Origin of the sequence: Candidatus Pantoea bituminis (assembly GCF_018842675.1) — a bacterium.
In the GTDB taxonomy this organism is placed as follows: Bacteria; Pseudomonadota; Gammaproteobacteria; order Enterobacterales; family Enterobacteriaceae; genus Pantoea; species Pantoea phytostimulans.
On sequence record NZ_JAGTWO010000004.1, the window covers coordinates 3468177 to 3485424 of the forward strand.

The window sequence follows — 17248 nt, forward strand, 5'->3', positions numbered from 1 at the left end:
TCATGACCAGCCTGCGCTTGCAGAATGTTAAAAAGTCGTATGAGCACGTTAACGTCATTCATGGCATCGATCTCACGATCAACAGCGGCGAATTTGTGGTCTTTGTCGGCCCTTCAGGCTGTGGTAAATCTACCTTGCTCCGTATGATCGCCGGGTTAGAAGAGATCAGCAGCGGGCAGTTATTGATTGAAGAAAAAGAGATGACGCACCAGCCTGCAACCGAACGCGGAATTGCGATGGTGTTCCAGTCTTACGCGCTCTACCCGAATATGACAGTGCGCGGTAACCTGGCCTATCCGCTTGAGGTGATGAAAAAGCCGAAAGCGGAGATCGCCAAAGCGATTGAACAGACGGCGGCGCGTCTGCATCTGACCGAATTACTTGATCGTCTGCCGCGCGCCTTATCGGGCGGGCAGCGGCAGCGTGTGGCTATTGGGCGCGCCATCATTCGTCATCCACGCATCTTCCTGTTTGATGAGCCGCTCTCCAATCTGGATGCTGAGCTACGTTTGCAAATGCGTATTGAAATTGCGCGTCTGCATGCCTCGCTGGGCAACACCATGATTTACGTGACGCACGATCAGCTGGAAGCGATGACGCTGGCGGATCGCATCGTAGTGCTGCGTCAGGGACGCATTGAGCAAGTCGGCGCACCGCTGACGCTGTACAAAGATCCCGACAACCTGTTTGTCGCCGGGTTTATTGGCTCGCCAAGAATGAACTTTCTGGCGGCTGAAATCAGTGCGGTAGGTGATGGTGAAGTGCAGTTACGCGTGCCGGAGCTGAATATCAGCGATTTGGTGCTAAAGATTACGGCGCCGTGTCGTGAAGGGCAGCAGCTCAAGCTGGGTATTCGTCCCGAACACTTTCAGCCCGTTGAACAAACCGCACCAGCATTGCAGTTTGAAAGCGAGTTGTCCTTTAGCGAGCTGCTCGGCCACACCAACTATCTCTACCTCGATATTGGTCGTGAGCAGATGTTAGTGGTGGAAGAGCGAGAAACACATCAGCGTGAACTGGGTGCACGGGTGCGGCTGGGCATTTCAGCAGCGCATTGCCTGCTGTTTGATGAACAAGGCCAGCGTCTGCGTTAAACCGCAGCTTGAAAACATGACGTAAAAAGGGCGCCGGGGCGCCCTTTTACCTGCTGAGATTCAGGTGACGGGCTCTTCATCGGCCTCGGCAGCCAGCAGATCAAGCAGCTTATTGATGGCGAAGCCTGCCGCACCCAACGCCCACATGCGATTTGATTCGGTAAGGAACTGCAATGGCGTCATTTGCGGCGTCAACTTTAAGCGATAGGCCTGAAAACTTTGGGTGATATGATCAAGCAGAATACGTGATGCCATGTGCGGCTCCATCGCCAGATAAACCACGTCAGGATCGTAAGCCACAGAGAGGTTTGCCAGCGAAATACCCAGTTCACGCCCCGCTTCTTCTAGCGCCGCTAAAACATCAGGCGTAGGCCGTAGATCTAATGCCTGTAACGTCAGCGCCTCGTCCTGCTCGTCGCGGGCCACACGCTGCAAAATGGCTTTAGAAGAGGCAACCTCCTCCAGCAGACGCATCGAGCCATCCCCGAGCAGCGCATTACCAATCTCACCCGCTTTGCCGTGGCGTCCGCGATAAAGCTGACGATTCAAGACAATCCCCGCACCAATCCCTTTGCCATAAGTCGCGATAATCGCGGATTGTGCCGTGCCCAACTGACCAAACACCAGCGCCGCCATCGCCATCGCGTTGGCGTCGTTTTCAATGAAAACCGGCAGAGAAAAACGCTCTTCTAAAAGCCGTGCGATGGGAACGTTATCCCAGTCCAACACTTTGGAGCGAATACAATAGCCGTTTTCGGCATCCACCAGCCCCGATAACGCCAGACCAATGGCACCAACGCGTTTCCCTTCTACACTGCGCAGGAATTTTGCCAGCGCATCACCGAGTTGGCGTGGCGTCATAGCACCCGACGGCATTTGCTGTTCACCCAGCAGATTGCCGTTGAGGTCGGTCGTAACGATCAGGTTGCGTTCGGCGTTGAGCTGAATTCCAATCACGCTGGCGCGATCGGGATTAAGACCCAGCAGAGTTTTAGGGCGGCCCATGGAGACGCGGCGTAAACCCAGCTCCTGTACCACTTCCTGAGCCAGTAAGCGATTAGTGGCTTGTGATACCGTTGACATGCTGAGTCCGCTGCGCACTTTCAGATCGGATTGACTAATAGGAGCATTTTCAACAATCAGACGCAGGATGCGTGCGGTAACGTTCGGCGCGGTCATAAATCCCTTATGTTATCGATTAACGCGTTGAGCCAGGCTTATAGCACCCGCTAGCGCATCGCATTGCGGGGCCACCAACAGCGCCTGAATGTCTTCAGCAAGCCAGGATTGAATCGGATCGGCGAGTCCGCCCATCAGCGCTAAGCGCCCGGCGCTCAAGGTGGTTAGGCGGCGCACCATCAAGCCGATATCGTCAGCGGTCTGTTGCAATAACGAACGCGCATGCGCATCACCCGCGTCAGCCGCTGCGAAGACAGGCGGCACAACGCGAGCCCAGTCAGCGGGAACTGCATTACGCGTCCACAGCAGCATGGTTTCCGGGCTGCGATCAAACTGCGCCATCAGGCTGTCGGTAAAATCGGTTTTTGGAATAATGTCTTCGTGGGCCAGCAGCGCCAGTCGCAACGCACGGCGTCCTAACTCGGCACCAGAGCCTTGATCGGAAAGCGCAAAACCCCAGCCGCCAAGCAGTGTGAAGTGTTCACCATCCCAGGCGGCGCCCTGGCTGCCGGTGCCGATGATAAATACCGCACCCGGCTCTCCCGCGTGTGCACCCGCACAGGCAATTTCTACATCACTTACTACCCGCAACGCGGCACACGGCGGTTGCCAACTCGCTAGCCGTGCTTTAACTGACGCGACATTCGCACCCGCCAGGCCTGCGACAACGGTGGTTTGTGTCAGCGCCTGCGAAGGTAATCCAGCCTGAGCAATAACCTGGGCAATAAGCTGTTCGGCGCTTTTCAACGCCGCATCATAATCTGACCAAACGTTGGCGGGGCCGCCAATGGCTTCTGCTAACACCGTGCCGTTCGAGGTGAGTCGCGCACGGCATCGTGTACCGCCGCCATCAATGCCAAGGAGATAGTGTGATTGCACGCGCTTCCTCCCGCCTCCACCGTTTTTAGGGTTGTTTCATTAATGACCGAACGATAGGGGAAAAAACTTAAATCGCAATCACAAATAAATATGGCAAAGAAAAAATACAGATTAATCATTATAAAACAGAATATTATCAAAAATCGCTCTTGTACCGCTCGCAGCAAGTTATTGACATTAGTTTTTCTATCGTAATAAGTTGATGGTCAGATTATCAGCAGCTGCGGTGATTCAGCGGCGAGCTTCCACTCTTCAATGTTCAAGAATTTTCCGTCAGGGGTTTAACATGAAAGTAGGCATTATCGGTCTTGGCTTTCGCTTGTCCCATGTAGTGAAAGAGTTCAATAAAGCCGATTCATCATTTTCGGTTGTCGGCTACTGCGATCCAGCCCCCGCCGGGCTACCCAATCTGCACAGTTTTGGCATCGATCCTGGTAAAGCATTTGATTCTATTGAAGCGCTATTGCAGCACGGCGGTTTTGATCTGCTGTTAGTGGGTTCGCCCAATTTCCTCCACCTTGAGCATGTCGGCAAAGCGCTGGCTGCCGGTTTTACCGTGTTTACCGAAAAGCCTGTGGTAATCAATGAAGAACAGACCATGGCGATGGCGAAGCTGGTTAATCAGTATGGCGAGAATAAAATTTTGGTCGGTTTGGTGCTGCGCTATTCGCCGCTGTATCACGATTTGCTGGCGGCGCGCGATGACCGTCGATTAGGTGAAATTACCTCCATTGAAGCGACCGAGCATATCAAGCCTTATCACGGTGCGTTCTTCCAGCGCGACTGGCGTCGTCTGGAGAAATACGCCGGCCCGTATATCCTGGAAAAGTGCTGTCACGATATCGATCTCTACCAAGGCCTTATGGGTGAACGCCCGGTACGCGTAGCCAGCTTTGGTGGACGCAAATCGTTTACGCCGCAACACGCCCCACAAGGTGCGGTGACTGCAGATTCAGAGGTTTATCACGTGAAACCCAGCGGTTGGTCCAGCACCGATGCCGTGTTTGATAGCGATGCCGATATCGTCGATTACCAAACGGCGATCATTGAGTATGCCAGCGGCGCAACGCTGGCTTTTCACGCCAACCTCAACGTACCGGACGAGTTTCGTCGGTTCTGTGTAATGGGAACGGATGGCATGGCGGAAGGCGACTTTGTACGTAACTATTTCCGCGTGCACAATGCCCGAACCGGCGAAAAGGAAGTGGATACCGCTTACAGCGGCAATGCCTACGACGGACACTACGGTGCCGACGCCTTAATGGCTGAAGAGATTGTGAAACACATTAAACAGGGAACGCCACTGAAAGTTTCGGTGGTGGACGCGCTGGAAGCGGGACTCACCGCCATTAAAATCGATGAGGCCCGCAAAACCCGCAGCGTAGTGGATATGACAACAAGCTGGAATACTTTTGACGCCAACCTGGGAAAATAGGCGGCATGTTTTGCCTCCCCTGACGCACGCTTTTCTCCGCGCACGTCAGGCTGCAGTTACTGGACTCTCACTCAACCGGCCTTAAGGCCGGTTTTTCATGGCACCGTTTCATTTTCCAGCTTTTGTCGTTTACGCAAATGTGGGAATAACTTCATCCACAATGCCACCACAATCAGCGTACCGATGCCGCCAATCGCAGCGGCGGGCGCAGCACCCAACCAGGCGGCCAATAAGCCCGACTCAAACTCACCCAGCTGGTTAGAGGTGTTAATAAAGATAGCGTTGACGGCGTTGACTCGGCCGCGCATATCGTCTGGTGTATCAAGTTGCACCAGCGATCCGCGAATCACCATGCTGACCATATCGAAGCCGCCGAGCGCCGCTAATGCAATCAACGACAACCAGAGCTGGCTCGAGAGCGCAAATACCAACGTCGCCACGCCGAAACCCGCCACCGATCCAAACATAATCATGCCGACGTTCTTTTCCAGCTTGTTACGGCTCAGCCATAAACCGACTAATAGTGCACCGATGGAAGGCGCACCGCGCAACATGCCTAATCCCCAAGGTCCGGTATGCAGGATATCTTTGGCAAAAATCGGCAGTAGCGCAGTGGCACCGCCCAACAGCACGGCAAACAGATCAAGCGAAATCACACCCAATACATCTTTGCGCTCACGGATAAAGTGAATACCGGCAAACAGGTTTTTCATGTTCATCGGCAGCCGAACTTGCGGTGGACGCTCGTAGCGCAAACGGCTCACCAGAATCAATGAGATCAGATAAAACAAGCCTGAGACGCCATACACCACATCGGGACCCGCAACGTAAAGCAAGCCGCCCAAAGTCGGCCCGACGATGACCGCTGCCTGGCCGCCAACCGCATTAGAAGCCATGGCACGCGCTAACATCGACGGTGGCACCAGCGCTGGCAGCATGGATGACATAGCCGGCCACTCCAGAGCTTTCGCTACCGAAATCATAAAGACTAATCCCCACAATGCGGTTTTATCCGCCCAGTGGAACAGCGTTAGCATCACCAGCGCCGCTAATGCCGCGAACTCAATCAGCTGACCAAAGAGCACAATTCGGCGGCGATCAAACTGATCGGCTAAATGTCCGGCAGGCAAGGCCAATAATACCGAGGGCAAAAACTGCATGAGTCCAATCATGCCCAACGCTAACGCGCTGTTGGTGAGCGCGTAAATCTGCCAGCTGATCGCCACCGAAAACATCTGAAAACCAAACGACGAGCAGGTTCGAGCCAGCCAGAAAGCCACAAACGCGCGATGTCGCAGCAGCGAATCTTCCGCTGCCGATGCCATAAATCCCATTTTTCCATCCCATTTTTAAGTGGCCTAAAACGGCCTGTCCCGCGTCGTTGCACGGTGTTCTGTGTGGCGCAGCCGCACCTTGTCCTGCCTTTACTCAGCTTTAGGGTGCGTGAAAATAGCCTGCCAGGCAACGGCATCCCGTGCGAACGATCGTTGAGGTTCATTCACTTACGCGATGTTATTTTGATAATTCAATTAACGTCCTACTTGTTCCGCTTGTTGAATATATTTGTCGTAATTATTGGAAGCCAAGCGGTAATTTCCCGGTTTAATACCAGATATAAATTAAATAACACAATAAAAAGGGTGATTTGACTTACAAAATTGTTTTATATTTAGCCGCGTTTTTAACGTAAAAATGTTTATATCAATAATTAATATCCAATTAATTTTTATAATTTTTTAATAGAGATAATGGAAAACAGTTTATACAATCCTTATGTTACTGAACCAATTCATCACGTGAATAGTAATGTCGTTGGCATTTGCTATAGCGTGCCTTATCTCCATTCAACCCAGGACAATCCAAACATACTTAATACGCGCAACATAATTTCATTACATAACCAACTCGCTAATGAAGCAACATTAATGATTATCCCGTTTGAAGAAATTAGATTACAGGGAATGATTAAGGTGCCTCAGGCTTATTCTCATTTGAAAAACAGCCGCGTTAGGCTTGGTATCAATTATTACAGTTTAAAAGCGCATTACGCGGCACTGCTTGAATTATCAAACGATTTTAGTTTCTGGCTCTATGACTTTGCACCGCCTGGCGCAGACTGGCGCGTGATGGATTCTTTTCCCCTCTCTGGCATTGTGCTGAATGAAAGTTTCTTTAATGAAAATTATCAAAAATTCACCTTTCCTTTTTTTATGGCGTCATTTCGTGAAAGAGACGCTGAGGTGATTGTCCGCAGTCATGAACCGCGATTATCGGCTGAACAATTGGCGACGTTGAATATGAGTGGTTGGCAGCAACAGCGCTCTGAAGGTGAACTGCTGGAGATATAACGCTAAATATGGCCTCGTTGTCTTAAGGGCGCATACTCGCGCCCTTACCTCGCATATAACCCCATAAAATGTCGCATTATTCATTACGTTAAGAGCATTAAGCTAAAAAATCAAACCTCTTAACGATTTTGCTATAACATTTACTTCACAGGGATCTAAAGACTTATTGGAAGAGTCAGATAAGAACACCTTTTCCATCAGTATCTTATAACTGAAAACAGCTTATACGGTTGTTTTCTCATGTTTATGGCAACGAAACGAGGTCGATATTATGGGGAAAAACTCCTCATCTTTTGGCGTAATTCGTCTCCTGACAGTGCTGTTCGCAGTGCTAACAGGTGCGTTTATGTTGATTGGCGGTATTTGGTTAGCCGCCATTGGTGGTTCCTGGTATTACATCATCGGCGGTGCAGCGATGCTGCTTACCGCTTTCCTGATTTGGCGTCGCAACAGTGCCGCGCTGATCGTTTACGCTTTGCTGCTGCTCGCCACATTGGTGTGGGGTGTCTGGGAAGTCGGTACTGACTTTTGGGCGCTGGCGCCGCGTACTGACGTACTGGTGATCTTCGGCATCTGGCTGATTCTGCCGTTTGTTTATCGCGGCTTTAACAGCGTCGGCAAAGGTGCGTTAGGCGCAATGGGCGTGGCGTTGGTTGCCAGCGTTCTGGTTCTCGCCTATGCCGTCTTCAACGATCCGCAGGTCATTGAGGGTTCAGTGCCGGCGACTGCCGACAATGCTCCCCAAGCCCAGCCGCTGAGCAACATCGCTGACGCTGACTGGCCGGCTTATGCCCGCGACCAGCAGGGTACACGTTTTTCTCCGCTGAAGCAGATCAACAATCAAAACGTTAAAGAGCTGCAGGTTGCCTGGCAGTTCCAGACCGGCGATTTGAAAACCGCGAACGATCCGGGTGAAATCACCGATGAAGTCACGCCGATTAAAATCCGCGACACGCTTTATCTCTGTTCCCCGCATCAGATTCTGTTTGCGCTGGATGCTACAACCGGTAAGCAAAAATGGAAATTTGATCCCGGCTTGAAGCCGAACCCAACATTCCAGCATATTACCTGTCGTGGCGTCTCTTACCATGAAGTTCCGGCCGCAGCGGATGCAGCAAACAGCCAGCCTGCGCTGTGCTCGCGTCGTGTCTATCTGCCAGTGAACGATGGTCGTCTGTTTGCGTTGGACGCAGAAACCGGTGAGCGTTGCCCAGCATTCGGCAATAACGGCGAGCTGGATCTGCAGCACAAGCAGCCGGTTACTACGCCGGGCCAGTATGAGCCTACTTCTCCGCCAATCATCACCGATACCACTATCGTGATGGCAGGTGCCGTAACAGATAACTACTCTACCCGTGAACCTTCAGGTGCTATTCGTGGCTTTGATGTGAACACCGGTAAACTGTTGTGGGTGTTTGATCCAGGCGCGAAAGATCCTAACGCGATTCCGGCTGATGAACACACCTTCACCATGAACTCGCCGAACTCGTGGGCCCCTGCGGTTTACGATCCAAAACTGGATACCGTTTACCTGCCGATGGGCGTTACCACGCCAGATATCTGGGGCGGTAATCGCACGCCAGAGCAGGAGCGTTACGCGAGCAGCGTGCTGGCTCTGAACGCCACTACCGGTAAACTGGTATGGTCGTATCAGACTGTTCACCACGATTTGTGGGATATGGACTTGCCTTCACAGCCAACGCTGGCTGATATCACCGACAAAGATGGCAACACCGTTCCGGTGATTTATGCTCCGGCTAAAACCGGTAACATCTTCGTGTTGGATCGTCGTACGGGTAAGCCAGTGGTTCCTGCGCCAGAAACGCCGGTTCCACAGGGTGCCGCCAAAGGCGATCATGTTTCTGCCACGCAACCGTACTCTGAACTGACCTTCCGTCCTAAACAGAATCTGACAGACAAGGACATGTGGGGCGCGACGATGTATGACCAGCTGGTGTGCCGCGTGATCTTCAAGCGTCTGCGCTATGAAGGTCCGTTCACGCCGCCGTCAGAGCAAGGTACGTTGGTGTTCCCAGGTAACCTCGGCATGTTCGAATGGGGCGGTATTGCGGTCGATCCACATCGTCAGATCGCGATTGCTAACCCAATGGCGCTGCCGTTTGTGTCGAAGCTGATCCCGCGTGGTCCCGGCAACCCAATTGAGCCACCGAAAGGTGCTGAAGGCGGTTCCGGTACAGAAACCGGTATTCAGCCACAGTACGGCGTGCCTTACGGCGTTGAGCTGAATCCGTTCCTTTCTCCGTTCGGTCTGCCGTGTAAGCAACCAGCATGGGGTTACGTTTCTGCTGTTGACCTGAAAACTAACGACGTAGTGTGGAAAAAACGTATCGGTACCGTCCGCGACAGCGCACCGGTTCCAGTACCGTTCAAAATGGGCATGCCAATGTTGGGCGGCCCAATCACTACCGCCGGTAAAGTCTTCTTCATTGGTGCAACCGCAGATAACTATCTGCGCGCTTTCAGCACCGATACCGGTGAAATGTTGTGGCAGGCACGTCTGCCAGCAGGCGGCCAGGCAACGCCGATGACCTATGAAGTAAATGGCAAGCAGTATGTTGTCATTGCTGCTGGCGGCCACGGTTCGTTTGGTACCAAGCTGGGTGATTATGTGATTGCCTATGCATTGCCAGACAGCAAGTAATACGCGTTAAGCGAATGACACAAGGCGGACTTCGGTCCGCCTTTTTTATGGCTAATGCTTTCCGCATGCGGCAGCGTCCCCTTTCCCAAATACGGCAGCGTCTCCTTCCCCGCTTCGCGGGGAAGGCCGGGATGGGGGACAGCGAGTACCTCACCAAAGCAGCGAATACCTCAGTAAGCTCAGTACGGAGCCGTTTGTCCCCCACCTCGGTCCTCTTGAGTGCGAGGTCGTTTGGCCCCCACCTCGGTCCTCCCCCATACATGGAGGAGGAAGATGCTGCAATATGCGAGTAGTAAAGCTGCATGTGGCAGCGTCTCCTTACTCAAATACGGCAGCGTCTCCTTCCCCGCTTCGCGGGGAAGGCCGGGATGGGGGACAGCGAGCTCTGAGCGAACGCCAACCCCATTAACCCCGGCTACGCCGCCAGTTCAGCCAGCTACACATTGCCATCACTACGCAGGTGGCTAAAAATACCGGCCTCATTCCAAAAGCGCCGCCGACAAATCCACCAAACAGTGGCCCGCTGACCTGACCGATATACTGCGCCGAAGTCGAATAGCCCAGCATCCGTCCGACCTGCGTTTCCGGCACGTTGTGGCGGATAATCGCGGTGATGCAGGGCATTAATCCGCCCAGCGCCATTCCCATCAGGAATCGCAAAACCACTAATTGCCATGCCGCCGTGATAAATGCCTGCGGGATTAATAACAGCGCACACACCAGCAAGCCTGCGGTTAATACACGCCAATGGCCAATACGATCTGCCAGCTTACCCAGCCTCGGTGCAGAGAGAATGCTGCCCAACGCGGCGGCAGACATTACCAAGCCCGCCATGAATGTCACTGCCTGATCACCCTGCACAAACTGACCGATATAAAGAGTAATAATCGGTTCAATCGACATATTGGCGAAAATCAGCAGCATGCCCGAAAGCCACATTAACCGCACCAGCGAACGATTCACAGGCTGTTCCGCTTCGTGCTCTGTCGTGCTGGTTTTTTCTCTCGTTTTTGGTTTAGGGACTTCTTTTAATAAAAAGGTCGTCGCCAGGAAAGCGAGGAAAATCACTGCACCGGTCAGCCAGAAAGTTTGTCGAATGCCAATCAACGGCGGCAACGCACCGCCCAGCAACGGCCCCACGACGTTACCGGCCATAATCCCTGAGGCCAATATTCCCAGTGCCCAGCCGGTCTGCGATTTGGGTGTTTGCGAGGCCACTAAGATGGTCGAGCCAGAGGCATAACCGCCTAATAATCCCGCCAGTAAACGTAGCGCAACCAGTTGCCACGGCGCGGTTGCCATACCAATCAGCGACATCGCCACCGCCATGCCGAGGCTGGCGCGGATCAGCATCAGTTTTCGTCCGTAGCGATCGGCCAGTTTTCCCCAGAGCGGCGCGGTCAGGGCAGCTGTAAAAAACGTGGCGCCATAAGCGATGCCTGACCAACGAGCAATTGCAGCCGGTTCACTTACGCCTAATTGCTGAACATAAAGCGGCAAGAACGGCAACAGCAGTGTCATCGCTACAATGGTGCTGAACGATCCCAATACGCAAACCCATAAGTTGCGCCGCCAGTATTGAAACTCCACAACTGCACTCTGTCCCATAGCAAATTCCCGATAATGATCAGGGAGTCAGGCTACCAATGGTGCATATCAAACAACAGTCGCGGCGTGATATTTACTCTGTAGCCCTTTCTGTTGCTACTGAACAACAATCACGCCGATGCTAATGCGTTAATTAACGTGTCGCAGAGTAAGCTGATGGGCGAAGTCGGCTGTTCGGCATCGTGTAATAGCAGATAGCTTTGCAGGCGATCCATTTGCCATTCCGGCAACAGCTGCTGAATTTCTCCCCGCGCCACTGCTTCCTGCGCCATATAGGAAGGCAGATAAGCAATACCGCTACCGGCGAGTGCGGCGTTTAATAGCGCCATGCTGTTGTTAGCACGAAAACGGCTGCGAACTTCCACCACCAGTCGCTGCTTATCTCGGCGAAACGGCAGTGCCGCCGTGTGCGCAGGGCCATGAAACATCAGCAAATCATGGCGTGGCAACATATCAGGATGGCTAATAGCAGGATGCTGCATCAGATAACCTGGCGCGGCGTACAATCCCCAATCGATATCGCTGAGGACGCGAAAATTGCCCTGCTGAGGTGCACGGGCGCGGATAACAATCGCCACATCAACCTGATCGCTGATTTCATCACTGTTGCGATCGGTTAAATCAAGATCAATATTGATATGCAGGTGGCGGCGAAGAAAGCGATTAAGCAGCGGCACAATACATTGGCAGCCATACGTTACCGGTGCTTGCAACCGCACATTGCCTGTAAGTTCCTGATGCATCTGCTGCACGAAGGCATCCGCACGATGCATCTCAGCTAGCATCCGCATGCAGAAAGGATAATAGGCCTGACCCAGTTCAGTGAGCGCCATTTTGCGGGTGGTGCGTTGTAAAAGTTTGATACCAAGCCGCACTTCCAGCCGGGCAATTTCGCGACTGACGTGAGATTTAGATAATCCCAGTGCGCGTGCCGCCTCGGTGAAACTTTTTAACTCTACGACACGCGCAAACAACAGCATGGCGGTCAGGTTATCACTGTTATCCATTACTCATCCCTGGCTGATCTCTTTCGCATCATTTGAAATAAAAATATCATACGTTACGCTCAGGGCGTTAATTCGCGTTTATCGTGAGTTTATATTTAAATCAATGTCGTTTCACACGCTGAACTAACCAAGAAGGAAAATAAGAGAGTGGAGTCTTAAAGCGGTATTTTTTTGATCTGCTATCGGTAATTATGTCGATAAACCTGCCCAGAAACTAATAACGGACATTAGCGTATAAGGTTTAATTGAAGGCGATAAAAATGGCATTATCAATGCGGCAACAGGCGACGAAACCAGCAGAACCTCACCCGGTTAAAAATGCCAAAAAGTAGGCACAGCGGTGCTTAGGATGGTGCTATCTTCAGTGAAGCCTTCAACAGTGACTTCAACAGCAATGCCAATGCAGGAGCTCATTCAGAGGGAACCTGCAACCGAGCGAAAATATCCTCATCGCGGAAAAAAACAATAAAACTAACCAATGAGAAACAGCCTTTACTTTATTTTTTCATGCTCGCCGTTCTGTTATTTTCTCTTGCTCTGTCTAATACAAACGCATTTCATCTTGGCTGATATGTCTTACTCTCGTCAGTATCCCGCCTGTTTATTATTATCCGGGTACAAGGCAGATGCCGAATGCGTACACCTGCCAATACCATCATTTGGCCAAAGGCGATCATTCCGACGTTCTCGATCAACAGCGTTTGCAACGCATGCCATGGCAAGAACGTCGGAATTTTCAGCTTGCCATAGCCAGCGGGAATAAAAGACGATCGGGTTCGACGCGTCTTTGACGACGCAGTTGCCCTGGCGTCACCATAAAATAGTTTTTAAAGGTACGCGTATACGCCTGCTGTGTATCGAAACCATAACTCATCGCCACCTGTAAAATGGCTTCATTGCTACTGAGCAAGGTCAACGCAGACTCGGTTAAACGCCGCTGACGAATATATTCAGCCAGTGAGAAACCGGTGTGCTGCCGGAATAATCGTTGCAGGTGCCAACGGGAATAGCCGGAGCGACGTGCTACCTCGTCCAGATGCAAATCGTGTCCTAAATTGCCTTCAATCCACTCCAGCAAACTACGAATAAACTCGCGCTGATTCATGGGTTCCTCCTGATATCGCCTGATGTGCAGTGAACCCACTTTAACGCGTTAAATTTATCCCTTAATTAGCAGAAAATTAGCGCAGAATTAGCATCTGCGCTTTTCGGGTCTTAAACCTGACCTAAAACGTGCTGCGGCCACCTGTCTACCGCGTGAAGGTTAACGGATATAATTCTGCGCTAACTATCCAGCGCTAAACTGCTGCCAGCGCTACACTGCCAGCAACTTTTTAGAGGACATCATCCATGCGTGTGTTGTTAGTCGAAGATGATGAAATGATTGGCGCAAATTTACAGCAGGCGCTGGAAGCAGCGGGCTGGTCAGTTGACTGGGTTCGTGACGGCGTTTTTGCCCATAATGCCTGGGCTGAGGGCGGCTACAGCTGCGTATTGCTCGATCTCGGTTTACCGCGTGATGACGGTTTGCAGGTGTTACGCCGGGCGCGCAGCCGTGGCGATGCGACGCCAGTGCTGATTCTCACCGCACGCGATACCGTGGCACAGCGCGTACAAGGGCTGGACACCGGCGCAGATGATTACCTGCTTAAACCTTTTGATCTGCAAGAAGTGCTGGCAAGAATGCGTGCCATTACTCGACGTCGTCACGGCGCGGCAGATTCGGTGTTAGGCAGCGGCGATGTTCAGCTAGACATGTTGACGCGTGAAGTGATGTACAAAGGCCAGCGCGAGCAGCTTACCGCGCGTGAATATGCGCTTTTGTATGCCTTGCTGGAGCGTCCGGGCGCCATTTTGTCTCGTGAGCAGTTGGAAAATCGCATTTACGGTTGGGGCGAAGAGGTCACCAGCAACGCGGTGGATGTGTTGATTCACGGTATGCGCCGCAAATTAGACAACGATGCAATCCGCAATGTGCGCGGGTTAGGCTGGCGAGTACCGGCAATATGAAACCTTTCACTTTTATGCGATCCCTGCGTAATAAATTATTGAGCACGCTGCTGATTATCCATTTATTGATGATTGGCGGCGTGAGCTGGTATTTCTTTAGCTGCTATGGCGACATGATTGGCACTATGAAGGATGATCAGCTCTCTAAAATCGCCGATGCCTGGGCAACCAACAAACAAATTCCTGCGTTAATGCCCCTTATGGTGCCAGCCGACAAGCTGAAAAGCGCGTTTGTGGTTCAGCTCTGGGATGCCGATGGTCAACTGCGCGCCAGCTCCTGGCCAGAACTGCACGCCCCGCTGCAAGCGAAAAAGGCTATCACGATGCCGATGTCGGCGGTTGCCATGATTGCGAATGGCGTATTTATACGCGACCCGGCCAACCCGGCAGTGATATCAAAACCATTCAGGTGATGCATAACCTGAGCTATATGAAAGAGTTGATGGTGAAGCGGGCACTCTCAGCGATCGTACCCTTGATCCTAATGATGCCGCTTTCGCTGCTGGTGATCTGGTTGGTCGTGCGTAAGATCACCCGCGATCTCCGCGTCGCATCGCGCCAGATCGCCGCCCAGGAAACTCATCATCCCCACAATGTTTCGCCCGATGGCTTACCGGATGAGATCCTGCCGCTGGTTGCGGCTTACAACTCGCTACTCGATAAACTGCGCGCAGCCTGGTCGGCCCAGCGTCAATTTTTGGAAGATGCTGCTCATGAACTGCGAACGCCTGTCACCGCTGTTACCTTACAGCTAGAAAATTTACGCCAACATATTCAACAGGGTGAAGCCAGCCGCCAGTTTGATCAGCTTGAAGCGGGCGTGACGCGCACACGTCATTTGGTCACACAGTTACTGAATATTTCACGTCAGGAAGATCAAACCGTGGTCGCCAGCATCGAGAATATTGAACTGGACGATCTGCTGAAAGAGAGCATTGAGCAGCTCATGGTTGTGGCAGATAAGCGTGGTATCGACATCGGTTTCAACGGCTCTACCCATTATCGTTTGCAGGCGAGCCGCTCCGAACTACGTAGCCTGTTCGATAACCTGATTGGTAACGCCATGTTACATACGCCAGAAGGCAGTTTGGTGGATGTTTTACTGCATCGCGTTGCGGGACAAACGGTGGTCGATATTGTTGATAACGGGCCGGGTATACCGGAATCGTTTATTGAGCGTGCTTTTGATCGCTTTGCTCGTTCGCCAGATGTGAAAGCCCAAGGCAGCGGTCTGGGTTTATCGATTGTGCGTAGCGTGGCGGAGAAGAACAGCATTCATGTCGCACTTTCCAACTGTTTCAATCCACAAGGCGCCATTTGCGGCTTGCAGGTTCGCGTTACCCTTCCCTGATCTCACCTGTTCGAAACGGAACCTGACAACGTAAACGGTTGCCTGGTTCCGTTCGCCACCCACTATTAATGTGATCATCATCACATTTCAGCTGAATTATCATGCAACACATTTTGACAAACGTGAGCAAAATCTATTTTCTATCCCCTTGTTGCAGGCACGCTACGCGAGCTTAAAAACGCCTTTGGCTGATTAAAACAATTCACTGCCCATCAAGGGATCGATTTCACTCTGATCGCGCCAGTCGTGCAGCGGTCAAAAGCATGTGGTTAATGATAATGAAATTTAAAACGTTGGTAGCAGGTGCCTTGCTGGCATGTTCCATGAGCGGCGCTGCGCAAGCGGCTGAAAGCGATCCGCAGTATGTTTCTGACTGGTGGCACCAAAGCGTCAACGTGGTGGGCAGCTACCACACGCGTTTCGGACCCCAGTTCAACAACGATGTTTATCTGGAATATGAAGCTTTCGCCAAGAAAGATTGGTTCGATTTTTATGGCTACCTCGACCTGACAAACTTCTTCGGCGTGGGCAACAGCAATGCCAACGGCATTTTTGACCACGGCTCACCGATGTTCATGGAGATCGAACCGCGCTTCTCTATCGACAAATTGACCGGCACCAGCCTGGCGTTTGGTCCATTCAAAGAGTGGTATTTCGCCAATAACTACATCTACGACATGGGCCGTAACAGCGATAATCGCCAAAATACCTGGTACATGGGTTTAGGAACCGACATCGATACGCACAGCGATGTTGGCCTTTCATTGAACGTTTATGCGAAATACCAGTGGGAAAACTACGGCGCGGCGAACGAAAATAGCTGGGATGGTTATCGCTTCAAAGTGAAATACTTTGTACCGATCACCACGCTGTGGGGGTAATCTGGGTTACGTGGGCTTCACTAACTTCGATTGGGGTTCAGACCTGGCCGAAAAAGGCGGCTCTTCACGTACCAGCAACTCTATCGCCTCTAGCCACATCCTCTCTTTGGGTTACGATCACTGGCATTTCTCTGCCGTGGCGCGTTATTTCCACAATGGCGGACAGTGGGCTGATGGCCGTGAGCTGAACTTTGGTAACGGTGATTTTGAAGTGAAATCTACCGGTTGGGGTTATTACCTGGTTGCAGGTTATAACTTCTAATGCCACAGGCGGCATTCGCCGCCTGCCTCGCTCTTCCCCACTTGGGGAAGAGCGCTTTGCCTTTATTCATGCGGCTTCAAGACATTGATGCGCCATGGAATTCCGAACTTATCGATGAACATACCAAACCCTTTGGCCCAGAATGTTTCCTGCCAAGGCGTTGTGATTTTCCCCCGGCTGATAACTTTTCAAACCAGGCTTCACCTTGCGCCGTATCGGTTGTCGCCAGGCTGACCGCGTAACCTGCGTGCTCAGAAGCGGGCGGCTGATTAGGGTTGCCGTCACTTAACATCAGCTCCCTTGCCCGATACGCAAATGCGCATGCATGATTTTTTCAGGGGTAGCGGCGGCGCTGATTTATCGCCGACCTGCTCGCCCTGCTCCGGCATATCGCCAAAAGTCACCTTATAGAGCAGCTCGCCACCCGTCGCATTCAAGTAAAACTCGATCGCCTCTTCACAACGGCCGTAGAGAAACAGGTAAGGACTCACTTGCATCGTAACCTCCATTGGTGGGTTGGATGGATTAATTC

Annotated in this window: 11 protein-coding genes and 3 pseudogenes; 7 read left to right on the forward strand and 7 right to left on the reverse strand. The window is 52.0% G+C overall.

All coding sequences use genetic code 11. The features are described from left to right. Positions 1-2: 2 nt before the first annotated feature. Positions 3-1094: an ABC transporter ATP-binding protein gene (locus tag KQP84_RS20105; protein ID WP_215847850.1), complete on the forward strand. Its 1092-nt coding sequence runs from the start codon at positions 3-5 to the stop codon at positions 1092-1094. A 60-nt stretch (positions 1095-1154) separates the two neighbouring features. Here KQP84_RS20105 and KQP84_RS20110 read toward each other — a convergent pair whose 3' ends face one another. Both KQP84_RS20110 and KQP84_RS20115 read right to left on the reverse strand, forming a co-directional pair. Further along, positions 1155-2273, reverse strand: a complete 1119-nt coding sequence (locus tag KQP84_RS20110; RefSeq protein ID WP_215847851.1) for an ROK family transcriptional regulator — start codon at positions 2271-2273, stop codon at positions 1155-1157. 12 nt (positions 2274-2285) lie between these two features. Further along, positions 2286-3152 (reverse strand): glucosamine kinase nucleotide-binding domain-containing protein, encoded by an 867-nt coding sequence (locus KQP84_RS20115; RefSeq protein WP_215847852.1) that lies wholly within the window; start codon positions 3150-3152, stop codon positions 2286-2288. A 286-nt stretch (positions 3153-3438) separates the two neighbouring features. On the opposite strand from KQP84_RS20115, the gene KQP84_RS20120 reads away from it, so the two are divergent. Further along, on the forward strand, positions 3439-4587 hold the full coding sequence (locus KQP84_RS20120) for a Gfo/Idh/MocA family protein (protein ID WP_215847853.1): 1149 nt from the start codon (positions 3439-3441) through the stop codon (positions 4585-4587). A gap of 95 nt (positions 4588-4682) precedes the next feature. On the opposite strand, the gene KQP84_RS20125 is transcribed toward KQP84_RS20120, so the two are convergent. Next, on the reverse strand, positions 4683-5921 hold the full coding sequence (locus tag KQP84_RS20125; RefSeq protein ID WP_215847854.1) for an MFS transporter: 1239 nt from the start codon (positions 5919-5921) through the stop codon (positions 4683-4685). Positions 5922-6335: 414 nt separating this feature from the next. On the opposite strand from KQP84_RS20125, the gene KQP84_RS20130 reads away from it, so the two are divergent. Together KQP84_RS20130 and KQP84_RS20135 are read left to right on the forward strand one after the other, a co-directional pair. Next, positions 6336-6935, forward strand: coding sequence for a hypothetical protein (locus KQP84_RS20130; RefSeq protein WP_215847855.1), 600 nt, complete (start codon positions 6336-6338; stop codon positions 6933-6935). 271 nt (positions 6936-7206) lie between these two features. After that, positions 7207-9597 (forward strand): glucose/quinate/shikimate family membrane-bound PQQ-dependent dehydrogenase, encoded by a 2391-nt coding sequence (locus KQP84_RS20135; RefSeq protein ID WP_215847856.1) that lies wholly within the window; start codon positions 7207-7209, stop codon positions 9595-9597. Positions 9598-10002: 405 nt separating this feature from the next. Here the strand turns inward: KQP84_RS20135 and KQP84_RS20140 are convergent, their stop codons facing one another. The 3 genes from KQP84_RS20140 to KQP84_RS20150 form a co-directional block, all read right to left on the reverse strand. Beyond that, entirely contained in the window at positions 10003-11205 is a 1203-nt protein-coding gene (locus KQP84_RS20140; RefSeq protein WP_215847857.1) for an MFS transporter, read from the reverse strand. A 110-nt stretch (positions 11206-11315) separates the two neighbouring features. Then, complete coding sequence (locus tag KQP84_RS20145; protein WP_215847858.1) at positions 11316-12212, reverse strand: LysR family transcriptional regulator; 897 nt, start codon at positions 12210-12212, stop codon at positions 11316-11318. Positions 12213-12948: 736 nt separating this feature from the next. Next, the gene (locus KQP84_RS20150) at positions 12949-13317 is read right to left on the reverse strand and encodes a helix-turn-helix domain-containing protein (RefSeq protein WP_215847859.1); all 369 of its coding nucleotides are present in this window, start codon (positions 13315-13317) and stop codon (positions 12949-12951) included. A 245-nt stretch (positions 13318-13562) separates the two neighbouring features. Here KQP84_RS20150 and KQP84_RS20155 point away from each other — a divergent pair, with 245 nt between their 5' ends. The 3 genes and pseudogenes from KQP84_RS20155 to KQP84_RS20165 all read left to right on the forward strand — a co-directional run bounded on the left by KQP84_RS20155 (position 13563) and on the right by KQP84_RS20165 (position 16716). Beyond that, positions 13563-14222: a response regulator gene (locus KQP84_RS20155; RefSeq protein WP_215847860.1), complete on the forward strand. Its 660-nt coding sequence runs from the start codon at positions 13563-13565 to the stop codon at positions 14220-14222. Next, positions 14219-15573, forward strand: a pseudogene (locus KQP84_RS20160) (sensor histidine kinase). The gene KQP84_RS20155 and the pseudogene KQP84_RS20160 overlap by 4 nt, the downstream one beginning before the upstream one ends. Positions 15574-15851: 278 nt before the next feature. After that, a pseudogene (locus KQP84_RS20165) lies at positions 15852-16716 on the forward strand (nucleoside-specific channel-forming protein Tsx). A gap of 62 nt (positions 16717-16778) precedes the next feature. Here the strand turns inward: KQP84_RS20165 and yjdN are convergent. Next, a pseudogene (gene yjdN, locus KQP84_RS20170) lies at positions 16779-17213 on the reverse strand (VOC family metalloprotein YjdN). Positions 17214-17248: the final 35 nt, after the last annotated feature.

Excerpts from the sequence above, each read along its gene's own strand:
- KQP84_RS20105 (WP_215847850.1), top strand. The coding sequence starts at position 3 with ATGACCAGCCTGCGCTTGCAGAATGTTAAAAAGTCGTATGAGCACGTT.
- KQP84_RS20110 (WP_215847851.1), bottom strand. The coding sequence starts at position 2,273 with ATGACCGCGCCGAACGTTACCGCACGCATCCTGCGTCTGATTGTTGAA.
- KQP84_RS20120 (WP_215847853.1), top strand. The coding sequence starts at position 3,439 with ATGAAAGTAGGCATTATCGGTCTTGGCTTTCGCTTGTCCCATGTAGTG.
- KQP84_RS20125 (WP_215847854.1), bottom strand. The coding sequence starts at position 5,921 with ATGGGATTTATGGCATCGGCAGCGGAAGATTCGCTGCTGCGACATCGC.
- KQP84_RS20130 (WP_215847855.1), top strand. The coding sequence starts at position 6,336 with ATGGAAAACAGTTTATACAATCCTTATGTTACTGAACCAATTCATCAC.
- KQP84_RS20135 (WP_215847856.1), top strand. The coding sequence starts at position 7,207 with ATGGGGAAAAACTCCTCATCTTTTGGCGTAATTCGTCTCCTGACAGTG.
- KQP84_RS20140 (WP_215847857.1), bottom strand. The coding sequence starts at position 11,205 with ATGGGACAGAGTGCAGTTGTGGAGTTTCAATACTGGCGGCGCAACTTA.
- KQP84_RS20145 (WP_215847858.1), bottom strand. The coding sequence starts at position 12,212 with ATGGATAACAGTGATAACCTGACCGCCATGCTGTTGTTTGCGCGTGTC.
- KQP84_RS20150 (WP_215847859.1), bottom strand. The coding sequence starts at position 13,317 with ATGAATCAGCGCGAGTTTATTCGTAGTTTGCTGGAGTGGATTGAAGGC.
- KQP84_RS20155 (WP_215847860.1), top strand. The coding sequence starts at position 13,563 with ATGCGTGTGTTGTTAGTCGAAGATGATGAAATGATTGGCGCAAATTTA.